17 protein-coding genes are annotated in these 20,658 nt (G+C 75.1%); 3 read left to right on the top strand and 14 right to left on the bottom strand.

The window, feature by feature from the left end:
- Positions 1-5: 5 nt before the first annotated feature.
- From ACZ7MF_RS27770 to ACZ7MF_RS27760, 3 genes are all read right to left on the bottom strand, one after another.
- Entirely contained in the window at positions 6-209 is a 204-nt protein-coding gene (locus ACZ7MF_RS27770) for a cold-shock protein (RefSeq protein ID WP_003975194.1), read from the bottom strand.
- A gap of 257 nt (positions 210-466) precedes the next feature.
- Positions 467-1,138, bottom strand: coding sequence for a hypothetical protein (locus ACZ7MF_RS27765; protein WP_471480676.1), 672 nt, complete (start codon positions 1,136-1,138; stop codon positions 467-469).
- 436 nt (positions 1,139-1,574) lie between these two features.
- Positions 1,575-2,825 (bottom strand): sensor histidine kinase, encoded by a 1,251-nt coding sequence (locus ACZ7MF_RS27760; RefSeq protein WP_471480673.1) that lies wholly within the window; start codon positions 2,823-2,825, stop codon positions 1,575-1,577.
- Between the two features lie 232 nt (positions 2,826-3,057).
- Between ACZ7MF_RS27760 and ACZ7MF_RS27755 the strand changes: the two genes are divergently transcribed.
- The 3 genes from ACZ7MF_RS27755 to ACZ7MF_RS27745 are packed head-to-tail and all read left to right on the top strand — an operon-like array spanning position 3,058 to position 6,637.
- The gene (locus ACZ7MF_RS27755) at positions 3,058-3,327 is read left to right on the top strand and encodes a hypothetical protein (RefSeq protein ID WP_471480671.1); all 270 of its coding nucleotides are present in this window, start codon (positions 3,058-3,060) and stop codon (positions 3,325-3,327) included.
- Positions 3,324-4,082: an ABC transporter ATP-binding protein gene (locus ACZ7MF_RS27750; RefSeq protein WP_471480669.1), complete on the top strand. Its 759-nt coding sequence runs from the start codon at positions 3,324-3,326 to the stop codon at positions 4,080-4,082. Before ACZ7MF_RS27755 ends, ACZ7MF_RS27750 begins: the two co-directional genes overlap by 4 nt.
- 2 nt (positions 4,083-4,084) lie before the next feature.
- Positions 4,085-6,637 (top strand): FtsX-like permease family protein, encoded by a 2,553-nt coding sequence (locus ACZ7MF_RS27745; protein ID WP_471480667.1) that lies wholly within the window; start codon positions 4,085-4,087, stop codon positions 6,635-6,637.
- Positions 6,638-7,050: 413 nt separating this feature from the next.
- On the opposite strand, the gene ACZ7MF_RS27740 is transcribed toward ACZ7MF_RS27745, so the two are convergent.
- The 11 genes from ACZ7MF_RS27740 to ACZ7MF_RS27690 all read right to left on the bottom strand — a co-directional run bounded on the left by ACZ7MF_RS27740 (position 7,051) and on the right by ACZ7MF_RS27690 (position 20,570).
- Complete coding sequence (locus ACZ7MF_RS27740; protein WP_471480664.1) at positions 7,051-9,567, bottom strand: ABC transporter permease; 2,517 nt, start codon at positions 9,565-9,567, stop codon at positions 7,051-7,053.
- Entirely contained in the window at positions 9,564-10,406 is an 843-nt protein-coding gene (locus tag ACZ7MF_RS27735; protein ID WP_471480662.1) for an ABC transporter ATP-binding protein, read from the bottom strand. The genes ACZ7MF_RS27740 and ACZ7MF_RS27735 overlap by 4 nt, the downstream gene beginning before the upstream one ends.
- 161 nt (positions 10,407-10,567) lie before the next feature.
- Positions 10,568-11,245: a response regulator gene (locus ACZ7MF_RS27730; RefSeq protein WP_471480660.1), complete on the bottom strand. Its 678-nt coding sequence runs from the start codon at positions 11,243-11,245 to the stop codon at positions 10,568-10,570.
- On the bottom strand, positions 11,242-12,483 hold the full coding sequence (locus ACZ7MF_RS27725; protein ID WP_471480658.1) for a sensor histidine kinase: 1,242 nt from the start codon (positions 12,481-12,483) through the stop codon (positions 11,242-11,244). Before ACZ7MF_RS27725 ends, ACZ7MF_RS27730 begins: the two co-directional genes overlap by 4 nt.
- Positions 12,484-12,549: 66 nt before the next feature.
- A complete protein-coding gene (locus ACZ7MF_RS27720; protein WP_471481207.1) occupies positions 12,550-13,587 on the bottom strand; it encodes a fatty acid desaturase family protein in 1,038 nt (345 codons plus the stop codon).
- An 89-nt stretch (positions 13,588-13,676) separates the two neighbouring features.
- Positions 13,677-14,885 carry an acyltransferase family protein gene (locus tag ACZ7MF_RS27715; RefSeq protein ID WP_471480656.1) on the bottom strand — a complete coding sequence of 403 codons (1,209 nt, stop codon included), beginning with the start codon at positions 14,883-14,885 and terminating at the stop codon, positions 13,677-13,679.
- Positions 14,882-15,880 carry an alpha/beta hydrolase gene (locus ACZ7MF_RS27710; RefSeq protein WP_471480654.1) on the bottom strand — a complete coding sequence of 333 codons (999 nt, stop codon included), beginning with the start codon at positions 15,878-15,880 and terminating at the stop codon, positions 14,882-14,884. Before ACZ7MF_RS27710 ends, ACZ7MF_RS27715 begins: the two co-directional genes overlap by 4 nt.
- A gap of 155 nt (positions 15,881-16,035) precedes the next feature.
- The gene (locus ACZ7MF_RS27705) at positions 16,036-17,493 is read right to left on the bottom strand and encodes an MFS transporter (RefSeq protein WP_471480652.1); all 1,458 of its coding nucleotides are present in this window, start codon (positions 17,491-17,493) and stop codon (positions 16,036-16,038) included.
- Between the two features lie 88 nt (positions 17,494-17,581).
- The gene (locus ACZ7MF_RS27700) at positions 17,582-18,097 is read right to left on the bottom strand and encodes a hypothetical protein (protein ID WP_471480650.1); all 516 of its coding nucleotides are present in this window, start codon (positions 18,095-18,097) and stop codon (positions 17,582-17,584) included.
- A 74-nt stretch (positions 18,098-18,171) separates the two neighbouring features.
- Entirely contained in the window at positions 18,172-19,194 is a 1,023-nt protein-coding gene (locus tag ACZ7MF_RS27695; RefSeq protein ID WP_471480648.1) for a hemolysin family protein, read from the bottom strand.
- The gene (locus tag ACZ7MF_RS27690) at positions 19,191-20,570 is read right to left on the bottom strand and encodes a hemolysin family protein (protein WP_471480646.1); all 1,380 of its coding nucleotides are present in this window, start codon (positions 20,568-20,570) and stop codon (positions 19,191-19,193) included. Before ACZ7MF_RS27690 ends, ACZ7MF_RS27695 begins: the two co-directional genes overlap by 4 nt.
- Positions 20,571-20,658: the final 88 nt, after the last annotated feature.

Here is a 20,658-nt window from a genome sequence, read left to right as displayed (position 1 = left end):
TGGTGTTACGCGGGAACGATGTTCTCCGCCTGCGGGCCCTTCTGGCCCTGCGTGACGTCGAAGTTCACCCGCTGGCCCTCCTGGAGCTCGCGGAAGCCCTGGGTGGCGATGTTCGAGTAGTGGGCGAAGACGTCGGCGCCGCCGCCGTCCTGCGCGATGAAACCGAAGCCCTTTTCGGCGTTGAACCACTTCACGGTACCGGAAGCCATGCTTTTTTCTCCTAGGCAGTGTTGAAGGCCCGCACTGTGCGAGCCCCCCATCGCCGCGATGATCACCTGCCCGGAAACCCGGTAACACAAATGGCAACCACAACTGCAACTGATGTCCAGCCTAGCACGAAATGAATCGACAACCCGGTAAGAAATCGCCGACAGAGATCGGTATTTTTCGCGCCGGAATTTATTCCCGCTCTGAACGAATATATGTTTCAACGGGGTCGGGATTTCCACCCACCACGCGGTGTCGCTCAGGGCCCGAGGACCAGGACGCCGTACGGGCCGAGCACGGACGACTGGAGGGTGTCGCCCTCCGCGTAGCGCCAGCCCCAGGAACGCAGCGCCCGTACGGTCGCGCCGTCGGCTCGGTCCACCAGCGTGACGCCGAGGGCGGCGTCGTGCTCGGCGAGCAGGCGGGCCTGCAGGCGGCGGGCGAGGTTCCAGGCCCGGTCGTGGTGCTCCCGGCGCACCCGGGCCGGGACGACGATCCCGGAGACCAGGAAGAGCCTGCCCGACGCGGCGACGGGCAGCACGCTCCCGGTCAGGTACCGCTCCAGACCCCGCACGCCGCGCGGGTCGCCGCCGGGCACGGGGTAGCCGTAGGCGCAGCCGGCCAGGACGGTGGTCTCCGCTATCAGCAGGCCGAAGCCCGGACGCCGTACGTCGGCGGCCAGCCGGCGCAGGAAGGCGCCCCGGGCCACGTTCCACGCCCGGGGGCCGCCGCCGGAGGTCTGCGCGTACAGGTCGCCCAGCTCGGCGAACCGGTCCTCGATCTGACGCCGGGTCAGTGGCCGCAGCCGCTCCCCGGCCTGCGGCGAGGAGCGCTGTACCGGCCCCGGCCGCCGCGGGCCCGGCCGGTGGGTGCCGGCGGGCCGCTCGTGAGGCTCTGTGGTCGCCGGCCGCACCGGCACGTGCACCGTCATGAGGCGAGTCCTGCCCCGGGCTCGGCGGGCCCGGCCCGGTGTCGTCGATCGCCGGGAGCGGCACCGGTGTCGGGTCCGGTGCACGGAATTCCCCCGGTCCCTCCACGGTACTCCCGGCCCCGGGCCCCGTCCCGATGGGTCACCGCCCGCAGGGAAGGTCCACGTCCAGGGTGGTGGGGCCGCCGGGCCGGCTGGACAGGCCCAGCGGGGGACCGTCCAACCCCGCGACGCGGCGGCGGATGCCGGTCGGACCCGAGGCACCCCGACCCCCGGCCCCGTCCCGGTGGGTCACCGCCCGCAGGGGGGTCTCACGTCCAGGGTGGTGGGGCCGCCGGGCCGGCTGGTCAGGCCCGGGAGGGCGTCCAACACTGCGACACGGCCACAGACCCCGGTCGGACCCAGGGCGCTCCCGGCCCCCCGCCCCGATCCGGGTGGGTCACCGCCCGCAGGGAAGGTCCACGTCCAGGGTGGTGGGGCCGCCGGGTGGGCTGGTCAGGTGGAGGGTGCCGTCCAGGGCCGCGACGCGGCGGCGAATGCCGGTCAGGCCCGAGCCGCCTTCCTCGTCGGCGCCGCCCCGGCCGTCGTCCTCGATCAGCAGGCGCAGCCGGCCGCCACGGGCCCGGGCCGTGACCGAGGCGTGGGCGGCGCCGCTGTGTTTCGCGATGTTGGTGAGTGCCTCGGCCACCACGAAGTACGCCGTCGCCTCGACGGAGGCCGCGCACCGCTCGGGCACGTCGGCCTCGACGCGGCACGGCACCCCGCAGTCCGCCGCGAGGCCCGACAGCGCGCCGGCGAGGCCCCGGTCGGCCAGGACCGGCGGCAGGATGCCGCGGGCCACCGAACGCAGCTCCGCCAGCGCCTGCTCGGCGGCGGACTGCGCCCGCTCCAGCAGTTCGTCGGCGCCCGCCGGGTCCCGCGCCGCCATCCGGCGTGCCGCGCCCAGCAGCACCGTCACCGACACCAGCCGGTTCTGCGCGCCGTCGTGCAGGGACCGTTCGATCCGGCGCAGCTCGGTGGCGTGCGCGTCCAGGGCCGCGGCCCGGGTCGCGGTCAGTTCGGCCACCCGCAGGGACAGGTCCGTGTCCGGGCCCGCCACCAGCAGCCGCCGGGCCGGGGCGGCCTGAAGGCGTGCCATGCCCGGGCCGAGGCCCAGGACGATCGCGGTCCAGCCCACGCCCAGCAGCACCGCCGCGAGCGCGTCCGGCCAGCTGTGGGCGGTGCCGATGCCGATGGACGTGGTCGTCGCGTCCCCGGGGCTCAGCCGCCACCACAGCGGGAAGGTGGTGTCCCGGACGGCGCACAGCGGCAGCAGAAGGCCGAGCAGGCCCAGCAGGAACCCCAGGGTGGCGTGCCGGACCAGCCAGCCCAGCTCGCGCCGGGTGGTGGGGTCGGCCAGGGCCAGCCGCAGCCGGGTGGGCGGCGGGTCGGGCGGGACGATCTCGATGCCCCGGCCGGCCAGGCGTTCGCGTTCCCGGCGGGCCAGCGCGTGCAGGGCCCGCAGTGCGCCGGGGGCGAGCAGCAGCCCCACGCCGGCCGGCGCGGTCACGGCGGCCACCGCCAGCAGCACCAGCACGCCCAGCCCCTGGAACGCCGTACCGAGCCCGCCGACGAGCTGCCCCGTCGCGGCACGGGCGGCGCGCAGGGTCCGTACGGCGGTCTCCCGCACGGACGCGACCGGGACCGTCATCCCTCTGCCTCCCCTCCGGGCCGTACGCACCGCTCCGGCGTGCTTACGGCGTGCGTACGGCGTGCGTACGGCGTGCCCGACCCTATGCCGCCGGACGGGCCTTCGGCGGGTGCGGAGCCGGAAAGTACAGCCTGCTGTACCCCGGACCGGGCGGCCCACGGGATCGGCCGCGGGGGGTCTCGCTCCCTAGCGTCGGAGACGACCGAGAGCGACGCCGACGGAGGCCGCAGCCATGACGCACCAGGACCGCCAGGACCACCAGGACCCCTACCGCCTGGGCACAGCCCGGACCATCCCCACCGCCCACGGCGACGGCCCGGACGCCGTCTCCCGCGGGGACGTCGTGCGTGCGCTGCTGTGGGCCGTCGTGGTGCTCAGCGCGGTCGCCAACATGGCCCTCTCCTTCACCGGGGCCGCCGCCCCGCTCCACCTGGCCAGCGGTGTGGTCACCGTCCTCGCCGCCGGCGCCCTCGTCGTACGCGGCCTGCGGGGGCGGCGATGAGCACCGCCGTCCCCGCCGCGACCGTCACCGCGCGCCGGGCGCCCGCCATCGCGCTGGACCGGGTCGCCCGGACCTACCCGGGCGGTGTCCGCGCACTCGACGAGGTGTCGCTGACCGTGGAGCGCGGCACGTTCCTCGCCGTGATGGGGCCCTCGGGCTCCGGCAAGAGCACCCTGATGCACTGCGCCGCCGGGCTGGACTCCCCCACCTCCGGCAGCGTCCGCATCGACGGGCGGGAGATCTCCGGCCTGAACGAGACCCGCCGTACCGAACTGCGCCGCGAACGCGTCGGGTTCGTGTTCCAGGCGTACAACCTCATCCCCTCGCTCAGCGTCGAGGACAACATCACGCTGCCGCTGCGGCTGGCCGGTCGGCGCCCGGACCGGGACTGGCTGCGCACGCTGACCGAACGGGTGGGGCTGGCCGACCGGCTGTCGCACCGTCCGGCCGAGCTGTCCGGCGGCCAGCAGCAACGGGCCGCCGTCGTACGGGCGCTGGCGGCCAGGCCCGCCGTCGTCTTCGCGGACGAGCCGACCGGCGCGCTCGACCTGCGCAGCGCCCACCAGGTGCTCGGCCTGCTGCGCGATCTCGTCGACGACCTCGGCCAGACGGTGGTCATGGTCACCCACGACCCGGCCGCCGCGGCCCGCGCCCACCGGGCGCTGGTGATGGCCGACGGCCGGGTGGTCGAGGCCCTGGAGCGGCCGACGGCCCCGCAACTGGCCGAGCGTCTCGTCGCGTTGGGGGAGCGGTAGGCATGCTGCACCTCGCCCTGCGGATGGCCGCGCACCGGATCACCGCACTGCTCGCCGTGGCGTGCGCGGTGCTGGGCGGCGCGGCCCTGATCACCACCACCGGCGTGCTCGCCGAGTCCGGGCTGCGTTCGCAGCTGCCGCCCGGGCGGCTCGGCGGCGCGGACGTCGTGGTCGCCGCCGACCAGGAGTTCCACCCGAGCGGGGACCTGCCGGTCGCGCTGCCCGAGCGGGCCACGGTCCCGGGCTCGCTCGTCGACCGGCTGGCCGCGCTGCCCGGCGTCACCGCGGCCGTCGGCGACATCGGCTTCCCGGCGGCTCTCCTCGACGGGCGCGGACGGCCCGTCCCCGTCGCCCAGAACCCGGGGACGGCGGGTCACGGCTGGTCCTCGACCCGGCTGCTGGCGGGCGCGCGCGTCGAGGGGCGGGTGCCATCCGGTGCGAAGGGGGTCGCCGTGGACGCGGCGGCGGCCGACGCGGCGGGCCTCGCGGTGGGCGACCGGGTCCGGATCGTGGCGGGCGGCCGCCCCGCCACCGCCTACCGGATCTCCGCGCTGGTCGACGCCCCGGGTGCGGACGGCGGCGTCTGGTTCGCGGACGGGACGGCCGCCGCGCTGGCCGGGCGCGACGCCGGGGGCCAGGGCCCGCGCGCGGGGACCGTCGACCTGATCGGCCTGCGGGCCGCCGACGGTGCCGGGGCGCGGGTGGCCGCCGCCGTCCGCGAGGAGGTCGCGGGCACAGGTCTCCGGGTGACCACCGGCGCGGACCGGGGCGAGGCGGTGGCGCCGGGCGTGGGTTCGGCGCGCTCGCTGCTGATCCTGCTCGCCGGTTCGCTCGGCGGGATCGTGCTGCTGATCACCGGGTTCGTCGTCGCGGGGGCGCTGGGCGTGACCATCGCCGGGCAGCGCCGCGACCTGGCGCTGATGCGGGCGGTCGGCGCGACGCCGAAGCAGATCCGGCGGCTGGCCGCCGGGCAGTCGACGGTCGTCGCGGCCCTCGCCCTGGTGCCGGGCGTGGCGGCCGGCTACCTGCTGGCGGGCCACTTCCGGGAGCTGCTGGCCGACCGCGACGTACTCCCGTCCGAACTCCCCCTCACCGTCAGTCCCTTGCCCGCCCTCGCCACGGTGCTCCTGATCGCGGCGGCCGTGCAGCTCTCCGCCCGGTGCGCGGCCTGGCGCACCTCGCGGATGCCGGCCACCGAGGCGGTCGCCGAGTCGCGCAGCGAGCCGCGCACCCCGTCGCGGGCACGGACCGGGGCCGGGCTGCTGCTGATCCTCGGCGCCTGCGCTCTCTCGGTGGTGCCGCTGCTGTCCCGGACGGTCCTCGGCGCCTCGGTCACCTCCATCGCGGGCATCCTCGCCGCGATCGGGCTGGCGCTGTGCGGCCCGGCGCTGGTCAGGAGCGCGGGCGAGGCCGCCGTACGACGGCTGCGGCCCGGGGTCGCGGCGCCGACGTGGCTGGCGCTGTCCAACGTACGGGCCTACGCGCTGCGGCTGTCGGGTGTGGTCAGCCCGCTGGCCATGGGCATCGTCTTCGTCCTGACGTACACGCTCACCCAGACCACGGTGCTGGCCGCCACCTCCGACGACACCCGCACCGGCACGCTCGCGCAGTACGAGCTGACGGCACCGGCGCTGGGCGGGCTGCCCGACGGCACCCTGTCTGCCGTGCGGGACGTGCCCGGCGTACGGGCCGCGGCGCCGGCCGGGACGACCACGGTGGTGTGGGAGTACGAGGAGCTGGGCGAGCCCGCGGTCGAGTCCGCCTCGGCGATGATCCTCACGCCGGACGCCGGGGACGTCCTCGACCTCGGCGTGCGGGACGGCGGCCTGGACCGGCTGACCGGGGCGACGGTCGCCGTCAGCGCCGAGGCCGCCCGCACCCGTGACGCCGGGGTCGGCAAGCGGGTGCGCCTGGTGCTCGGCGACGGGGCGCGCGTCGAGGCCCGGGTGGTCGCCGTGTACGACCGGGGGCTAGGCTTCGGCCCGGTCGTCCTCTCCCGCCAACTGGCCGCCGGGCACACCACGACCGGCCTGGACCAGCGGGCCCTGGTCCGCACCGACGGCACGTCCAGGGCCGGGGCGGGCCTCACCGCGCTGGCCGCCGGCCGCCCCGGCCTCGCCCTCGCGAGCACCGCCGCGGACACCACCGGCGCGGACGCGCCGCCCGAGGTGTGGATCAACCTGGCGGTGGTCGTGGTGCTCCTCGGCTATCTGCTGCTGAGCATCGCCAACAAGCTGGTCGCCGCCACCGCCCAGCGCCGGACGGAGATCGCCGCGCTGCGCCTGGTCGGCACGACGCCCCGGCAGATCCGCGCGATGATGCGCCGCGAGGCCACGGTGATCGCCGCCGCGGCCCTCGTCTCCGGCCTCCTGCTGTCCGCCCTCCCCCTGGCCCTCCTCGGCCAGGGCTTCCTCGGCCGCCCCTGGCCGGCGGGCCCCGCCTGGCTCCTCCCGGCGGTGGCGGCGACGGTGGCGCTGACGTCGTACCTCACGACCGAACTCCCCACCCGCCACGCCCTGCGCACACCTCCGGCGGACGGGCTGAGAGCGGGGTGACCCGATGACTGGGGGCGGGCCGGGGCCGCCGGACGGGCGGCTACCAGGCGGGCGGGGCGCTCGGTCGGGGCCACTGGACCGCCGCCGACCGGGCGGGCGGGGGCGCGCCGGCAGACACCCGTCAGCACGGCCGCGACGCGCCCCCCGACCGGACCGGCAGGGCGCGTCCCCCGACCGGACGGAAGACGCGCGACCCACCACGACCCGGACGCCTGCCGGCGGGCCCTCGGGAGGAGGTGCTCCCCGGGGCCCGTCGGCAGACACCCGTCAGCACGGCCGCGACGCGCCTCCCGACCGGACCGGCAGGGCGCGTCCCCCGACCGGACGGGAGACGCGCGACCCACCACGACCCGGACGCCTGCCGGCGGGCCCTCGTCGGGTGGCCCGGTGGGTCCGCGCGGGCGGTCGAGGTGTCAGGCACCCCGGTCGCGCAGGGCCGTGCGGGCCGGGAGGGTGACGGCGGCCAGGCCGAGGGCTGCGGCGGTTGCCGCGAAGGCGGCGTACAGCAGCGGCGGGACGTGCGGGAACTCGCCGGTCAGGCCGCGCATCATCGGGGTCAGCGTGATCATGGCGATGGCGGTGCCCAGGGCCACGCCCGCCGCCGAGACCAGCAGGCTCTCCCAGCCCAGCATGCGCAGCACCTGGCGCCGGGTGGAGCCGACGAGGCGGAGGGTGTTCAGTTCGCGGCGGCGGTCCAGGACCGTCATCACCAGGGTGTTGACCGCGGCGACGGCGGCGAAGCCGCCCAGGACGGCGGCCATCATGTAGTTGGCCCAGGCGCCGAACTCGCGGTCCACGTTCTGTGCGAGCGCGTAGCCGGAGGCGTCGGTGACCTCGCCGAGGGGGGCGAGCGGCTCGGCGTCGCCGCCGCTGACCAGCAGGGTGTCGGCGAAGGCGGACGTGACGTGCCCGTCCAGGGAGGCGCGGTCCATGGTCACGGCCGGCAGGCCCAGGCCGCGGCCGTAGACGGCGACGACTTCCGGGGCGGCCTTCGTGCCGTCGGGGAGGTAGAGCGACAGCTTGTCGCCGAGGCCGGTGTCCGTGGCGGTGGCGAGGGTCCTGTCGATGGCGATGCGGCCCTCGCCCACGCGGTCCAGGCTGCCCTCGCGCACGTCCAGGTCCTGCACCTTCGCGAGCTCGGCGCCGGAGCCCGAGATGCCCTGGGTGGCCGTCCCCTGGAGCGACGTCTCGCCGCCGCCCCGGACGGGCACCAGCACCTGCGTGTCCAGCAGGCTCACGGCCGCGTCGACGCCGGGCGCGCGGGCGGCCCGGTCGGCGGCGTCGGCGGGCAGGCCGGCCGGGGCGGTGACGACGTGGTCGGCCGTGATGCCGTCGCGGAGCTGCTCCGAGGCGACGTGACTCTCGCTCGTGTGCATGAAGACCAGCGTCGAGGCGAAGGCCATCGCCAGCACGATCGGCGTGATCGCGGAGGCCAGCCGGCGCGCGTTGGTGCGGGAGTTGGCGGCGGCCAGCGACGCGGAGGCGTCACCGCCGCGCAGCAGCAGGCCGAAGAGGGCCGCGCACACCCGGGCCAGGATCGGGCCGAGCAGCGCGACGGCCAGCATGAAGAGCATGACCACGCCGAGGGAGGCGTTGGCCGCGTCGGAACCGGCGGCGGAGGCCGCCACACCGGCGAGCGCCGAGCCGCCGCCGACCGCGGCGAGACCGAGGACGGTACGGACGACACCCGGCCGCAGCCGCTCCACCGAGGCCTCGGCGAGCGCCTGCCCCGGCTTGATCTTCGCGGGCCTGCGCCCGGCCGCGAGGCCGGCGCCCAGCGCCGTGAGCAGACCGACGCCGACGGCGGCCAGCAGCGGGAACCCCGAGACGTGCAGTTCGACCGCCTCGGGAACCGCGCCGCGGTCCTGCATCTGCCCGAACCACCAGTGCGCGAGCCCGATGCCGGGCAGGCAGCCGAGCAGCCCGGCCAGCGGGGCGACCAGGAGCGCCTCGGAGGCGACCGCGCGGCGGATCTGCCGCGGGGTGGCTCCGACGGCACGCAGCAGCGCGAACTCGCGGGTGCGCTGGCCCACGGAGAGGGCGACCGTGCCGGCCGCGGTGAAGACCGCGACCAGGGTGGCGATCCCGCCGAAGGAACCGCCGATCGCGAAGAGCGTCTCCTTGCCGTACGCCAGCCCGTGGTCCTCGACCTCGCCGCGGTCGTCCCCGGTGAGCGTCTGCACGCCCGTTCCGGTGAGGGCCTTCTCCACGGCGGCGGCGAGGGCGTCCGGGTCGACCCCGTCCTTCGCCATCACGGCGACGGCGTCGGCCTGGCCGGGGTGCCCGGCCAGCACGGGCGCCTCGGCGTCGGCGAACCAGGCCGTGGCCCCGCCGCCCGCCCCCTCGCCCGCGGTGTCCCCGGCACCGGCCTCGGCCAGCCCGGACACCCGGAAGTCGGCGCGGCCGTCGGCCGTCTCCAGTACGACGGTGTCGCCGACGCCCGCCTTGGCGGTACGGGCCGCGTCCGCGCCGAAAACGACCTCGCCCGCGTGCGGTGCGGCGCCCTTCGACAGCGCGGTACCGGTGAAGGCGTGCGAGCCCCAGCCGTGGCCGGTGAGCGCGCCGCCTGACGAGTCGTCACCGTGCACCGGGAAGGTGAAGTCCGGTACGGCGGTGGCCGCGCCCGGCACCTCGGCGGCCTTCGCCGCGAGCCCCGCGTCCACGCGGGCGGTGTCGGGCAGCGGGTACTCGGTCTCCTCGGGACCGTCGACGGTGTCGGCGACGACGCGAGCGGACTGGTCGGCCGCCGCGACGACCGGTGCGTTCGCGTACCGCTCGGCCGGCACCGAGGCGCGGAGGCTGGTCTCCAGCAGGACACCGCAGGCCGCGACGATCAGCGCCGACATCATCAGCGCGACGAACGTGCCCGCGAACGAGGCGGGCTTGAAACGTACGGCCGCGCGGGCCAGGCCGTTGGGCTTGAGGCTCATGCCGCCACCCCCGCCCCGGCCATCGCCCGCGCCCGGCCGGTGAGCGCGGTCATCCGCGCCGCGATCTGCTCCGCCGAACCCCGCTCCAGGTGGTCGGCGAAGGCCCCGTCGGCGAGGAACAGCACCCGGTCGGCCCAGGCGGCCGCGGCCGGGTCGTGGGTGACCATGACGACGGTGGCGCCGAGGGTGTCCACCGCCTGCCGGAGCAGGCCGAGGACCTCGGCGGCGGTGCCGGTGTCGAGGGCGCCGGTGGGCTCGTCGGCGAAGATCACGTCGGGGGCGGTGACCAGGGCGCGGGCGACGGCCACGCGCTGCTGCTGGCCGCCGGACAGCTCGCCGGGCCGGCGCCGTGCCTTGTCGGCGAGCCCGACCTGGGCGAGCACCTCGGCCGCGCGGCGGTGGTCCTGGCGCTGCCCGGCCAGGCGCATGGGCAGCAGGACGTTCTGCTCCACGGTGAGCGACGGCAGCAGGTTGAAGGCCTGGAAGACGAAGCCGAGGCGGCTGCGGCGCAGCTCGGTCAGCTCGTTCTCGTTCATGCCGGTGATCTCCGTGCCGCCGAGGCGCACCGATCCCGCCGACGGCCGGTCGAGCCCGGCGGCGCACTGAAGGAAGGTCGACTTGCCGGACCCGGACGGGCCCATGACGGCGGTGAAGGTGCCGCGCGGCAGGGCGAGGTCGATGCCGGCGAGGGCGTGCACGGTGCCCGCGCCGCGGCCGTACTGCCGCCGGACCCCGCGCAGCTCGACGGCGAGCCCGGGCGTGGCGGCCGGGACCTCGGGGCGGTGGTCCGCCCCCGCCCGGTCGTCCGCCTTCTGCCGCTTGCCCTTGCGTAGCCTCATGGTGCCGTCTCCCTCGTCCGTGCTTCGTGCGTCTTGGTGACGAGGTGAAGAGTGCGGGGACGGCTCGGCGCCGGGCGTCATACCCGGGAGCCAATGTGGAGGTGATACCCCGGTAGGGGGCGAAGGAGAGCGGCCGGGTGCGCGGGACCGGCCGGGCGGGCCTACTCTCCCGGGGCCACCAGCCCCGACTCGTAGGCGAAGACCACCGCCTGCGCGCGGTCGCGCAGGTCGAGCTTGGTGAGGACGCGGCTGACGTGCGTCTTGACCGTCTGCTCGGCCAGCACCAGGGTCTGGGCGATCTCCGTGTTCGACTGGCCGCGGGCGACCAGGGTGAGGACCTCGGTCTCGCGTTCCGTCAGCCCCTTGAGCCGCAGCGCGGGCTTGCCCCGTGCGGCAGCGGGGCGCTGTTTGGCGAAGTCCGCGATCAGGCGGCGCGTCACGGAGGGCGCGAGCAGCGCGTCGCCCGAGGCCACGACGCGGACCGCCGCGATGAGGTCGGCCGGCGGCGCGTCCTTCAGCAGGAAGCCGCTGGCGCCCGCCCGCAGCGCCTCGTACACGTAGTCGTCGACGTCGAACGTGGTGAGCATCAGCACCCTCGGCCGGTGGGTCACCCCCGGCGGGGGCGACAGCAGCCGGCGCGCGGCCTCCAGCCCGTCCATCTCGGGCATCCGCACGTCCATGAGGACGACGTCCGGATGCGTACGCCGGCTCAGCTCGACGCCCTGCGCGCCGTCGGGGGCCTCGCCCACCACGTCGATGTCGCTCTGGGCGGCCAGCAGCGCGGCGAAGCCGGCCCGCACCATGGCCTGGTCGTCGACGATGATGACGCGCGTCGTCACGTGGTCTCCTCTTCCGTCAGGGGGAGTTGTGCGGCGACCCGGAAGCCGCCGTCCGGCAGCGGCCCCACGTCGAGGGTGCCGCCGACGAGCCTTACCCGCTCGCGCATGCCGACCAGCCCGTGCCCGGTGCCGCCCACTTCGAGCGGCCCGGCGGGCGGCTCGGGCGGCGGGTCGTTGACGACCAGGACGGTGAGCCGCTCCCCGCCCTGCCCGTCGCTGGGCCCCGACACCGACAGCGACACGTGCGTCGCGGCGCCGGGCGCGTGCCGTACGACGTTCGCGAGGGCCTCCTGGACGATCCGGTACGCCGACAGGCCCACCGCCTCCGGCACCTCGGCGTCGCAGGGAGTGAACTCCACCGGCCCGCCCGTCCGCGCCGTCGCCTCCACCAGCTGCCCGATCTGTGCGAGGCCCGGCTGGGGCACGAGTTCGCCGTGCGCCTCCTCGTTGCGCAGCACCCCGAGGAGGCGTCGCATCTCGCCGAGCGACTCCCGCGCGGTCGCGGCGATGGACGTGAACTCCTCCCGCACGTCCGGCGGCAGCGCCGCGAGGCGGTACTCCGCGGTGTCCGCCTGCACGGTGATGACGGACATGTGGTGCGCCACCACGTCGTGCAGCTCCCGTGCGATGCGGGCGCGTTCCTCCAGCAGCGTCCGCCGGCCCCGCTCGGCCTCGCTGATCGTCTCCTGCTCGACCAGCCTGCGCTGCACCTCGTACCGCTCGCGCAGCACGCCGCCCAGCAGGAGCGCGACGCCCCCGAGGATGGTGAGCAACAGGTCCTTGGCGCCGGTGCCGTGGGGCGCGACGAACCCCAGGCCGACGTTGGCGCCCGCCGTCGCCAGCCACACCAGCAGCAGCGTGCGGCGCCGCTCGCGCAGGCCCAGGGCGAGGCAGAGGCCGACGTATCCGACGAGTTCCATGGGCGGGAACGGCCACAGCAGCCGCTCCTGGAAGTCGACGGTGAGCAGGGCGAGCGCACCGGCCACGTCCGCGGCGAAGACCACGTACCAGGCGTGCAGCGGCCGTACGACGGCGAGCAGCAGCGGGGCGGCCTGGGCGACGGCCAGCGCGCTCGCGAGGCCCCCGTTCAGCCCGTAGTCGGCGGTGAGGACCACGATGGTCGTCGGCAGGAGCGCGACGCACAGCACGAACGCCACGGCCCACGGCAGCAGCCGCACCCACCGCCGCGACGCGCCCGCGAGCAGCGCGCGCGGGCGTTCCGCCTCCACTGGGGTCATGGGCACCAGCCTAGGTGCCCGGTGTGCGCCGCGACGGCGTCCGGAGGGGCGCACGGCGTCGGCTCCTCAGATGTCGGCACGCAGCGGTTCTCCCACCTCGTGCATGTGCCGCAGGGCCTGCCGGTAGGAGTCGACGAGGCCGGTCTCCGCGTAGGGGATGCCGAGGTCGCGGCAGTGGGCCTTGACCGCGGCCTGGGCGAGCCCGAGGTGCGGGCGGGGCATGCTGGGGAACAGGTGGTGCTCGATCTGGTAGTTGAGGCCGCCGAGGAACCAGTCGGTGAGGAAGCCGCCCCGGATGTTGCGGGAGGTGAGGACCTGGCGCCGCAGGTGCCCCCACTTCTCCGCGTCGGGGTCCGGGTCGGGCATGTCCATCCCCTTGTGGTTGGGCGCGAAGGCCATGCCCAGGTGCAGCCCGAACAGGGCCTGGTGGAGCGCGGCGAAGACGAGGGCGTGCGCGAGCGGCATGGTCGTCAGGAGCAGGGTGACGTACCCGGCGACGTGGGCGACCAGGAGCGCGCCCTCCACCAGGCGCGCCCGGCCCTGCTGGCGCCGCAGGTGCTGGAAGCCGTGCAGCTTCAGGGCGAGGCCTTCGAGCAGGGTCAGCGGGAAGAACAGCCACGCCTGGTACCGGGTGAGCCGGCCGCGGAAGCCCGTGCGCGTGGCGGCCTGCCCGCTGGTGAACACGAGGACGTCGGCGGCGACGTCGGGGTCCTTGTCGATGTGGTTCGGGTTGGCGTGGTGGCGGTTGTGCTTGTCGTTCCACCACGCGTAACTCATGCCGAGCAGCAGATTGCCGTGGACGAGTCCGATACGGCGGTTCACGGCGCGGCTGCCGCTGATCTGGGCGTGGCCCGCGTCGTGGCCGACGAACGCCGTACGGGCACACAGGACGGCGAGGACGGGCGCGAGCGCGAGCACCCACCAGGAGCCGCCGAGCAGCGCCATGCCGGTGCCGACGGCGGCGAGACCCAGCGCGTTGACCGCTATGGTGCGCGCGTACCAGCCGGTGCGCCGTTCGAGCAGCTGCTGCTCCTTGACGACGCGCAGCAGGGGCGTGAACTCACTGCCGGTGTCCGCCGGGACGTCTTCTCGGGGCAGGGGCATGGGCGGGGGCATGGGGGCTCCTTGATGGTGTGCTCGGGGATGGTGGTCGGGCCGGGTCGGGTCGGGCCGGGTCGCTGGGAGTTGCCGGCTCACGCCGCCAGCGCGAAGTAGCCGAAGCCCGCCGCCAGCACCGCCGCCGCCGCACGCCGGGCCGTGCCGGTGCGGTCCCACGGGGCCTCCAGCGGCCGGGCGAACTTCGCGATCGCCACGAGCAGCCCCGCGAAGAGCGGCATCCAGGCCAGCCGCGCAAGGACCCATCCGCCGGTGTCGGGTACGGCGGTCAGCCCGGGGATCTCACCGAAGTACGAGCCGGGGACGGCGGCGGCGAGCATCGCCGTCTGGTGCCAGCACAGGATCGTCATCGCCGACAGGTTGACGATCACCACCGGCGCCCACAGGGCGGGCCGCCGCAGCAGCCGGGCCAGCCGGTCGCGCAGCAGGATCGCCGCACCGGACTGGGCGGCCGCGAGTGCCAGGACCAGCAGGGACGGCGGGTGGGAGTTGGTCCGGGCCTCGCCGGGCACGCCCACCATCGACATCGGGTAGTGGAAGGCGAGCAGCAGCACGGCGAACAGCGCCGTACCGCCCGCCAGCAGCAGCCAGGCCCCGCGCCGGCCGATCCGCCGGTCCGCCCAGGACACGCCCAGTTGGTAGGCGAACATCCAGCCCGGCAGCAGATTGAGCAGACTCAGCCAGGAGGGCATCGCGTCCGCGAAGGGCCCGTACCGCAGGAAGTCGACCACCGCGACGGACCCGGCCAACGGCGCCGCGGCCCAGGCCCCGAGGCGCCGGGACGCGCGGACGCAGTACGGCGTGAGAGCCGTGATCACGGCGTAGACGCCGACGAACCACAACGGCTGGACGACCAGCGTGGAGGCGGTGTGCAGGGTGTCGCCCGGCACACCGAGGCCGTAGTGCAGAAGGGGAAGCAGCAGCGCCCATACGGCGGTGACACCGAGGACCGGACGCCCCAGCCGCCTGAGCCGCCCGACCGTCCACTCCCGGACCGACCCCTTGCGACGCCGGTAGGAGAGGTACGAGGAGTAGCCGCCGACCAGGAAGAAGATGCCCAGCATCTGGAGGATCCAGCTCGCCGGGGCCAAGGCGCCGAACGTGGCCAGCGGGCTGGCGTTGTGCAGTCCGCCGCCGTCGAGGGTGAAGCCGCCGACCAGCCAGTGACCGGTGGGCACGGCCAGCAGCGCCAGCGCGCGCAGGCCGTCGATCGCACGGTCGCGGTGGGCCGGGGTCCGCTCGTCGATCCCGGTGCTGAACTTCGCGAGCTTGGTGAGCGCCCTCATGACAGCTCTCCGTCCAGCTCTCCGTCCGCGATCGCCGCGAACGCGGCCAGGGTGGACGTGCCGGGCGCGAAGTACTCGTCGTGCGCCGGGACGTCGTCGGCGGGCAGGACGGTCGCGCCGAAGCCGGGCGAGGTGGGGTCGGCGCCGTGGCCGAGGCCCAGGAACTCGACGTTGGGGACGCGGTCGATCCAGTCGTCGGGAGACTTCGCCGCCCAGACGTGGGCGTCGGTGCCGAGGTCGCCGACGTCGTCGGCGCGCATGCCGGGCGAGCCCATGACGACGATGTCCTCGGCGTCGGTGTCGTCGGCGGCGAGGCCGCAGACCACCGAGCCGTAGCTGTGGCAGAAGAGGGAGGGGTCGGGCAGACCGGCCGCGTCCAGCCCCTCGGTGAGACGGACCAGCCGCTCGGCGCCCGCCTCGGCGAGCCGCCCGGTCGCCAGGTCCGGGCCGATGCCGGAGGGCGTGGTGTACCCGGCCCAGGCGATGACGGCCGTGTCGTCGCCCGCCGCCGCCTGGAGATCGGCGGCACGCTGCGCCGTACGGTCGAAGGCCGAGGCGTCGATGTCCGAGCCCGGGACGATCACCGAGACGTGGGCGGCGTTCTCCAGGTCGCCCACGACCCGCGCGATCGTCCCCCGCCCGCGCGGGTCGTAGGCCAGCACCCGGTCCCCCGCGGGCGCGTTGGCCTCGTAACGGAGGTGCACGGGGACGCCGTCGAGGTTGCCCACGACGGTCGGATGATCCTCGACGAGTCCGTGCCGCTGGGCGCCGCTCAGCCCGGCGAAGAACGCCGCCACCTCGGCCGGGGAGGCCGTGGCGGGGTCCGGCAGCTCCCTGCCGAGGGAGTCGTCCGCCAGCCAGGCGGCGGTACCGGGGAGCGGGCCGCCGGGCGCGCTCTCACTGCTCGCCGACGCCCAGCCGGCGGCGCCGCCGACCAGGAGCGTGGTCAGTACGGCGGTGGTCAGGACCCTCTTGAAGCTCCTGAAGCGACCCATTCGTCCGCCTCCTCCGTCTCGTCGTGACGCTGACGGAGGGAAGGTAGGAAGACGGTGCGAGCCGGGACGTCACTCTGGGGAGCCAAGCCGGGGGTGATACCCCGGTAGGGGGTGGAGCAGACCGGGAAGTGGGCCGGATCCCCGGGATTGTCGGCTCACCCCGCCCGTCGTGGCAGCCGCCGGATCAGGAGGCCGGTGATCACCGCGAGGGCCACCAGGAGCCACGAGCAGCCGATCAGCGCGTCCGTGAAGTCCGTGACCGTCACGTTCGCCGCCGCGGCCTGCGGATCGGTGCCGAGCAGGGCGACGAAGAGCGTGCCGAAGACGGCCACGCCCAGGGAGATGGCCGCCTGGTTGACGGTGAGCAGCACGGCGGATCCCGCACCGGCGTCCTCGGCGGGGACGGTGGCGAGGATGCTGCCGACCAGCGGTGCCGCGACGAGGCCGCCGCCCGCACCGGCGACGAGCAGCGCCGGGGCCATGGCGAGTGCTGCCAGGGGCGCGGACGACGCGGGGCCGGGCAACAGGGTGACGATGAGAACGAGATAGCCGGCCGCCATGGTGCCGGCGCCTGCGACCAGCACGTTCTTGCCGTGCCGGTCGACCAGTCGCCGTCCGGCCATCGACGCGGCGGCGAACCCGACGCCGAGCGGCAGGAAGGCGGTGCCCGAGCCGAGCGGCGACAGGTGCATGCCCTCCTGGAAGACGTAGGCGAGCAGCAGGAACAGCCCGTAGTTGCCGCTGTAGAAGGCGACGACGACGGCCAGGCCGAGACTGAACCCGCGCCTGCGCAGGAGGGAGGGCCGCACGAGGGGCGAGCCGCCGGCCTCGGCGCAGCTCCGCTCCACCCGCCACAGCGCGGCCAGCGCCAGCACCGAGCCGGCGAACGACGGCCAGATCCACAGCGGCCAACCGCTCGCCTGGCCCCGGATCAGCGGGTAGACGAGCAGCGTCATGGCGAGCGCGGCCAGCAACAGCCCGGGAACGTCGAGCCGCCGGCGCGGTCCGGGCCGCGACGCCGGGAGGAGTACGGCGGCGCCCGCCGCGGCGGCCAGGCCGACCGGCACGTTGACCAGGAACACCGAACGCCAGCCCAGGCCGAGCACGTCGAGGTCGAGCAGCAGCCCGCCGAGCAACTGCCCGGCGATCGCTCCCAGCCCCAGGGTCGCGCCGTACCGTGCCAGCGCCCGGGGGCGTTCCTCCGGCGGGAAGACGGTCTGGATCAGCGCCAGCACCTGGGGGAGCATCAGGGCGGCGGCCAGTCCCTGCCCGATGCGCAGGACCACCAGCACGTCGACGTTCGGCGCCGCCGCGCACGCCGTCGACATCACCGCGAACGCCGGCAGGCCGGTGACGAAGACCCGCTTGTGCCCGTAGGCGCCGCCCAGTCGTCCTCCGGTGGTCAGGCCGACGGCGTAGGCGAGCACGTATGCGCTGATCACGAGCTGGATGTCGGAGAATCCCGCCCCCAGGTCGCGCTGGATCGAGGGCGCGGCGACATTGACGATCAGCACGTCGAGGATGCCCATGAACGTGGCGGCGAGCAGCGCGGCCTGCGCACCCCGCCGCGGCCCGTCCGCAGAACCGCCGGCACCCGTCTCCGCTCGCGTCACATCCCCGACCCCTATCACTGCCGCGCCGGTGAAGGGGTGTCACACGGGTGCGGCGGCCGGGAAGTCCGCCGAAATGCGGTAACCGCGCTCAGACGGAGGCCGCCGCCGTCCACTCCCGCAGCAGCGCCAAGCGCTGCTCCTTCGTGGGGGCGACGTCCTCGGGCTCGTCCCGGCGCCAGCCGAGCAGTTCACCGACGGTGGTGGTGCCGTCGGCGAGGCGGGCGAGAAGGGTACGGGAGAGGTCGTACTCGTCCGGGGTGTGGATACCCCCGGTGACGGCGGCCAGAACGCTCGCCTCGACCGTGCCGTCGCCCTCCGTCTCCACCAGCACCGTGAAGAGCGGCGGCTGCTCACCGTCGCCCGTGATCAGCACGACAACCGAGTCGAACGCCATGGACGCCAGCCGCCGCGCAGGGGACCGCACGGCGACATCCCGCACGTCCAGCCCGCGCACCTCGTCCCAGGCCCAGGCCCGGCGGTCCTGCTCCGGCCCCAGGATCTCCACCCCGCCCTCGGTCAGCCGCACACCGGGCGCCGCACCGGTGGGTTTGCCCCCCACGTACGCACAGCCCTCAGTGATCCAGAACAGGCCGACCATGGCCATGGGCGTCTCCTCCGACAGTACGGATGCCGTTGTCGCCGGAGGAGACGAACCTGGCCGGTGGAAGGTTCCCGGCGTCAGGCCACCGGCGTCGTCGGGCCCACCAGTTCTGTCAGGACGTCCTCCATCGTGACGAAGCCCAGGACCGAGCCCGTTTCGCCGGTGACGGCGGCCAGGTGGCTGTCCTCGGTGCGCAGGGCGGTGAGGGTGTCGTCCAGGGGGGTGTCGATGCGGACGCGGGTGACGCGGTGCAGGGCGGTGCGCGGGAAGGGGCTCTCGCGGTCGGTCAGGCCCAGGGTGTCCTTGATGTGCAGGTAGCCGAGGACGGTGCCGCCTGGGCCGGTGACCGGGAAGCGGGAGTAGCCCGCGTCGGCGGCCATGCGTTCCAGCTCGGCCGGGGTGACCGTGTGCGGGACGGTGCGCATCTTCTGGGCCGGGACCAGGATCTCGCCGACCGGGCGGGTGCCCAGCTCCAGCGCGTCGCGCAGGCGCTCGCCGTCGGCCGGGGTGAGCAGTCCGGCCTCGCTGGCGTCGACCACCATGCGGGCCAGCTGGTCGTCGGTGAAGACGGCCTCGACCTCGTCCTTGGGCTCCACCCGCAGCAGCTTGAGGAGCGTGTTGGCGAAGGCGTTGATGCCGAAGACGACCGGCTTCAGGGCCCGGGTGAGGGCGACCAGCGGCGGGCCGAGGATCAGCGCGGTGGTCGCCGGGGCGGCCAGCGCGATGTTCTTCGGGATCATCTCGCCGATCAGCATGTGCAGGTACGTCGCCAGGGCCAGGGCGATCGCGAAGGCGACCGGGTGGACCAGCGCGTGCGGCATGTGGACCGCCTCGAACACCGGCTCCATCAGGTGCGCGATGGCCGGTTCCGCGACCGCGCCGAGCACCAGGGAGGAGACGGTGATGCCGAGCTGGGCCGTGGCCATCATCTGGGAGATGTGCTGCAGGCCCCACAGGGTCATCCGGGCTCGCTTGTCGCCCGTCTTCGCGCGCGGCTCGATCTGGCTGCGGCGCACCGAGATCATGGCGAACTCGGCGCCCACGAAGAACGCGTTGGTCAGCAGCGTCAGCGCGCCGATGAAGAGCTGTACGACGGTCATCGGGCCAGCTCCCGCTCGTCCCGCGCCGACCGGGCGACGGCCGGCTGCTGCTCGTGGGCCGACCGGGCGTCCTCCGGCACGGGGGCCGTGACGCGGAGGCGGTCGGCGCGGTGGTGGTCGACGTCGAGGACGTCGATGCGCCAGCCGTCCAGGGCGACCACGTCGCCCTTGGCGGGGATGCGCGTCAGGTGGGTGGCGACCAGTCCGGCCAGGGTCTCGTACGGGCCCTCCGGCGCGGTCAGGCCGATGCGCTCCAGGTGGTCCAGGCGCAGCGAGCCGTCGGCCTCCCAGGCCGCGCGGCCGTCGGGGTCCGCGGGGGCGGGCAGCAGGTCCGGTATCTCGACCGGGTCGTGCTCGTCGCGCACCTCGCCGACGACCTCCTCGACGATGTCCTCGACCGTCGCGACGCCCGCCGTACCGCCGTACTCGTCGATGACGACGGCCATGGTGCGGGTGGCGCGCATGCGCTCCAGGAGGCGGTCGGCGGGCAGGCTGTCCGGCACCAGGAGCGGCGCGGTGGCCAGCTCGGTGACGGAGGTGGACCTGCGCCGCTCCGGCTCCAGGGCCAGCACGTCGCGGATGTGGACGGTGCCGACGACCTCGTCCAGGCTGTCCCGGTAGACCGGGAAGCGGGACAGGCCGGTGGCGTGCGAGAGGTTCGCGGCGTCGGCGGCGGTGGCGTGGGCCTCCAGGGCCTTGACGTCCACGCGCGGGGTCATCACGTTCTCCGCGGTCAGGTCGCTCAGGTGGAGCGTACGGACGAAGAGTTCCGCCGAGTCCGCCTCCAGGGCGCCCTCCGCGGCCGAGTGCTGGGCGAGGGCGACCAGCTCCTCGGCGCTGCGGGCGGAGGCCAGCTCCTCGGCCGGTTCCAGGCCGAAGCGGCGCACGAAACGGTTCGCCGTGTTGTTCAGGTGCCGGATGAAGGGGCCGAAGGCGGTGGTGAAGCCGCGCTGCGGGCCCGCGACGACCTTCGCGACGGCCAGCGGGCGGGAGATCGCCCAGTTCTTGGGGACCAGCTCGCCGACGACCATCAGGACGACGGTGGAGAGGATCACGCCGAGCAGGGTCGCCACCGTGGAGGCGGCGCCGCCCAGGCCGATCGCCGTCAGCGGGCCGCGCAGCAGCACCGCGATCGACGGCTCGGCCAGCATGCCGATGACCAGCGAGGTCACCGTGATGCCGAGCTGGGCGCCGGACAGCTGGAGGGTCAGGGAGCGTACGGCCCTCAGGGCGCCGTCAGCGCCGCGCTCACCGGACTCGGCGGCACGCTCCAGGTCGGAGCGCTCGACGGTCGTCAGGGAGAACTCGGCAGCGACGAAGAGCGCGCAGGCCAGGGTGAGGAGGAGGGCCAGCAGGAGCAGCAGGACCTCGGTCACCGTGCCACCCCGCTTCCCTCACGCGCATACGGGGGCACTGGCGGGCCGGCCGCGGCACGGCCGGTACTGGGAGGCTCCATTACGGAAC

The sequence above is a fragment of the Streptomyces sp. NPDC111628 genome, assembly GCF_055635195.1.
The sequence above is the reverse complement of the archived record's forward strand: the minus strand, read 5'-3'. Positions and strand labels throughout refer to the sequence as shown.

Excerpts from the sequence above, each read along its gene's own strand:
- ACZ7MF_RS27770 (WP_003975194.1), bottom strand. The coding sequence starts at position 209 with ATGGCTTCCGGTACCGTGAAGTGGTTCAACGCCGAAAAGGGCTTCGGT.
- ACZ7MF_RS27765 (WP_471480676.1), bottom strand. The coding sequence starts at position 1,138 with ATGACGGTGCACGTGCCGGTGCGGCCGGCGACCACAGAGCCTCACGAG.
- ACZ7MF_RS27760 (WP_471480673.1), bottom strand. The coding sequence starts at position 2,825 with ATGACGGTCCCGGTCGCGTCCGTGCGGGAGACCGCCGTACGGACCCTG.
- ACZ7MF_RS27755 (WP_471480671.1), top strand. The coding sequence starts at position 3,058 with ATGACGCACCAGGACCGCCAGGACCACCAGGACCCCTACCGCCTGGGC.
- ACZ7MF_RS27750 (WP_471480669.1), top strand. The coding sequence starts at position 3,324 with ATGAGCACCGCCGTCCCCGCCGCGACCGTCACCGCGCGCCGGGCGCCC.
- ACZ7MF_RS27745 (WP_471480667.1), top strand. The coding sequence starts at position 4,085 with ATGCTGCACCTCGCCCTGCGGATGGCCGCGCACCGGATCACCGCACTG.
- ACZ7MF_RS27740 (WP_471480664.1), bottom strand. The coding sequence starts at position 9,567 with ATGAGCCTCAAGCCCAACGGCCTGGCCCGCGCGGCCGTACGTTTCAAG.
- ACZ7MF_RS27735 (WP_471480662.1), bottom strand. The coding sequence starts at position 10,406 with ATGAGGCTACGCAAGGGCAAGCGGCAGAAGGCGGACGACCGGGCGGGG.
- ACZ7MF_RS27725 (WP_471480658.1), bottom strand. The coding sequence starts at position 12,483 with ATGACCCCAGTGGAGGCGGAACGCCCGCGCGCGCTGCTCGCGGGCGCG.
- ACZ7MF_RS27720 (WP_471481207.1), bottom strand. The coding sequence starts at position 13,587 with ATGCCCCTGCCCCGAGAAGACGTCCCGGCGGACACCGGCAGTGAGTTC.
- ACZ7MF_RS27715 (WP_471480656.1), bottom strand. The coding sequence starts at position 14,885 with ATGAGGGCGCTCACCAAGCTCGCGAAGTTCAGCACCGGGATCGACGAG.
- ACZ7MF_RS27710 (WP_471480654.1), bottom strand. The coding sequence starts at position 15,880 with ATGGGTCGCTTCAGGAGCTTCAAGAGGGTCCTGACCACCGCCGTACTG.
- ACZ7MF_RS27700 (WP_471480650.1), bottom strand. The coding sequence starts at position 18,097 with ATGGCCATGGTCGGCCTGTTCTGGATCACTGAGGGCTGTGCGTACGTG.
- ACZ7MF_RS27695 (WP_471480648.1), bottom strand. The coding sequence starts at position 19,194 with ATGACCGTCGTACAGCTCTTCATCGGCGCGCTGACGCTGCTGACCAAC.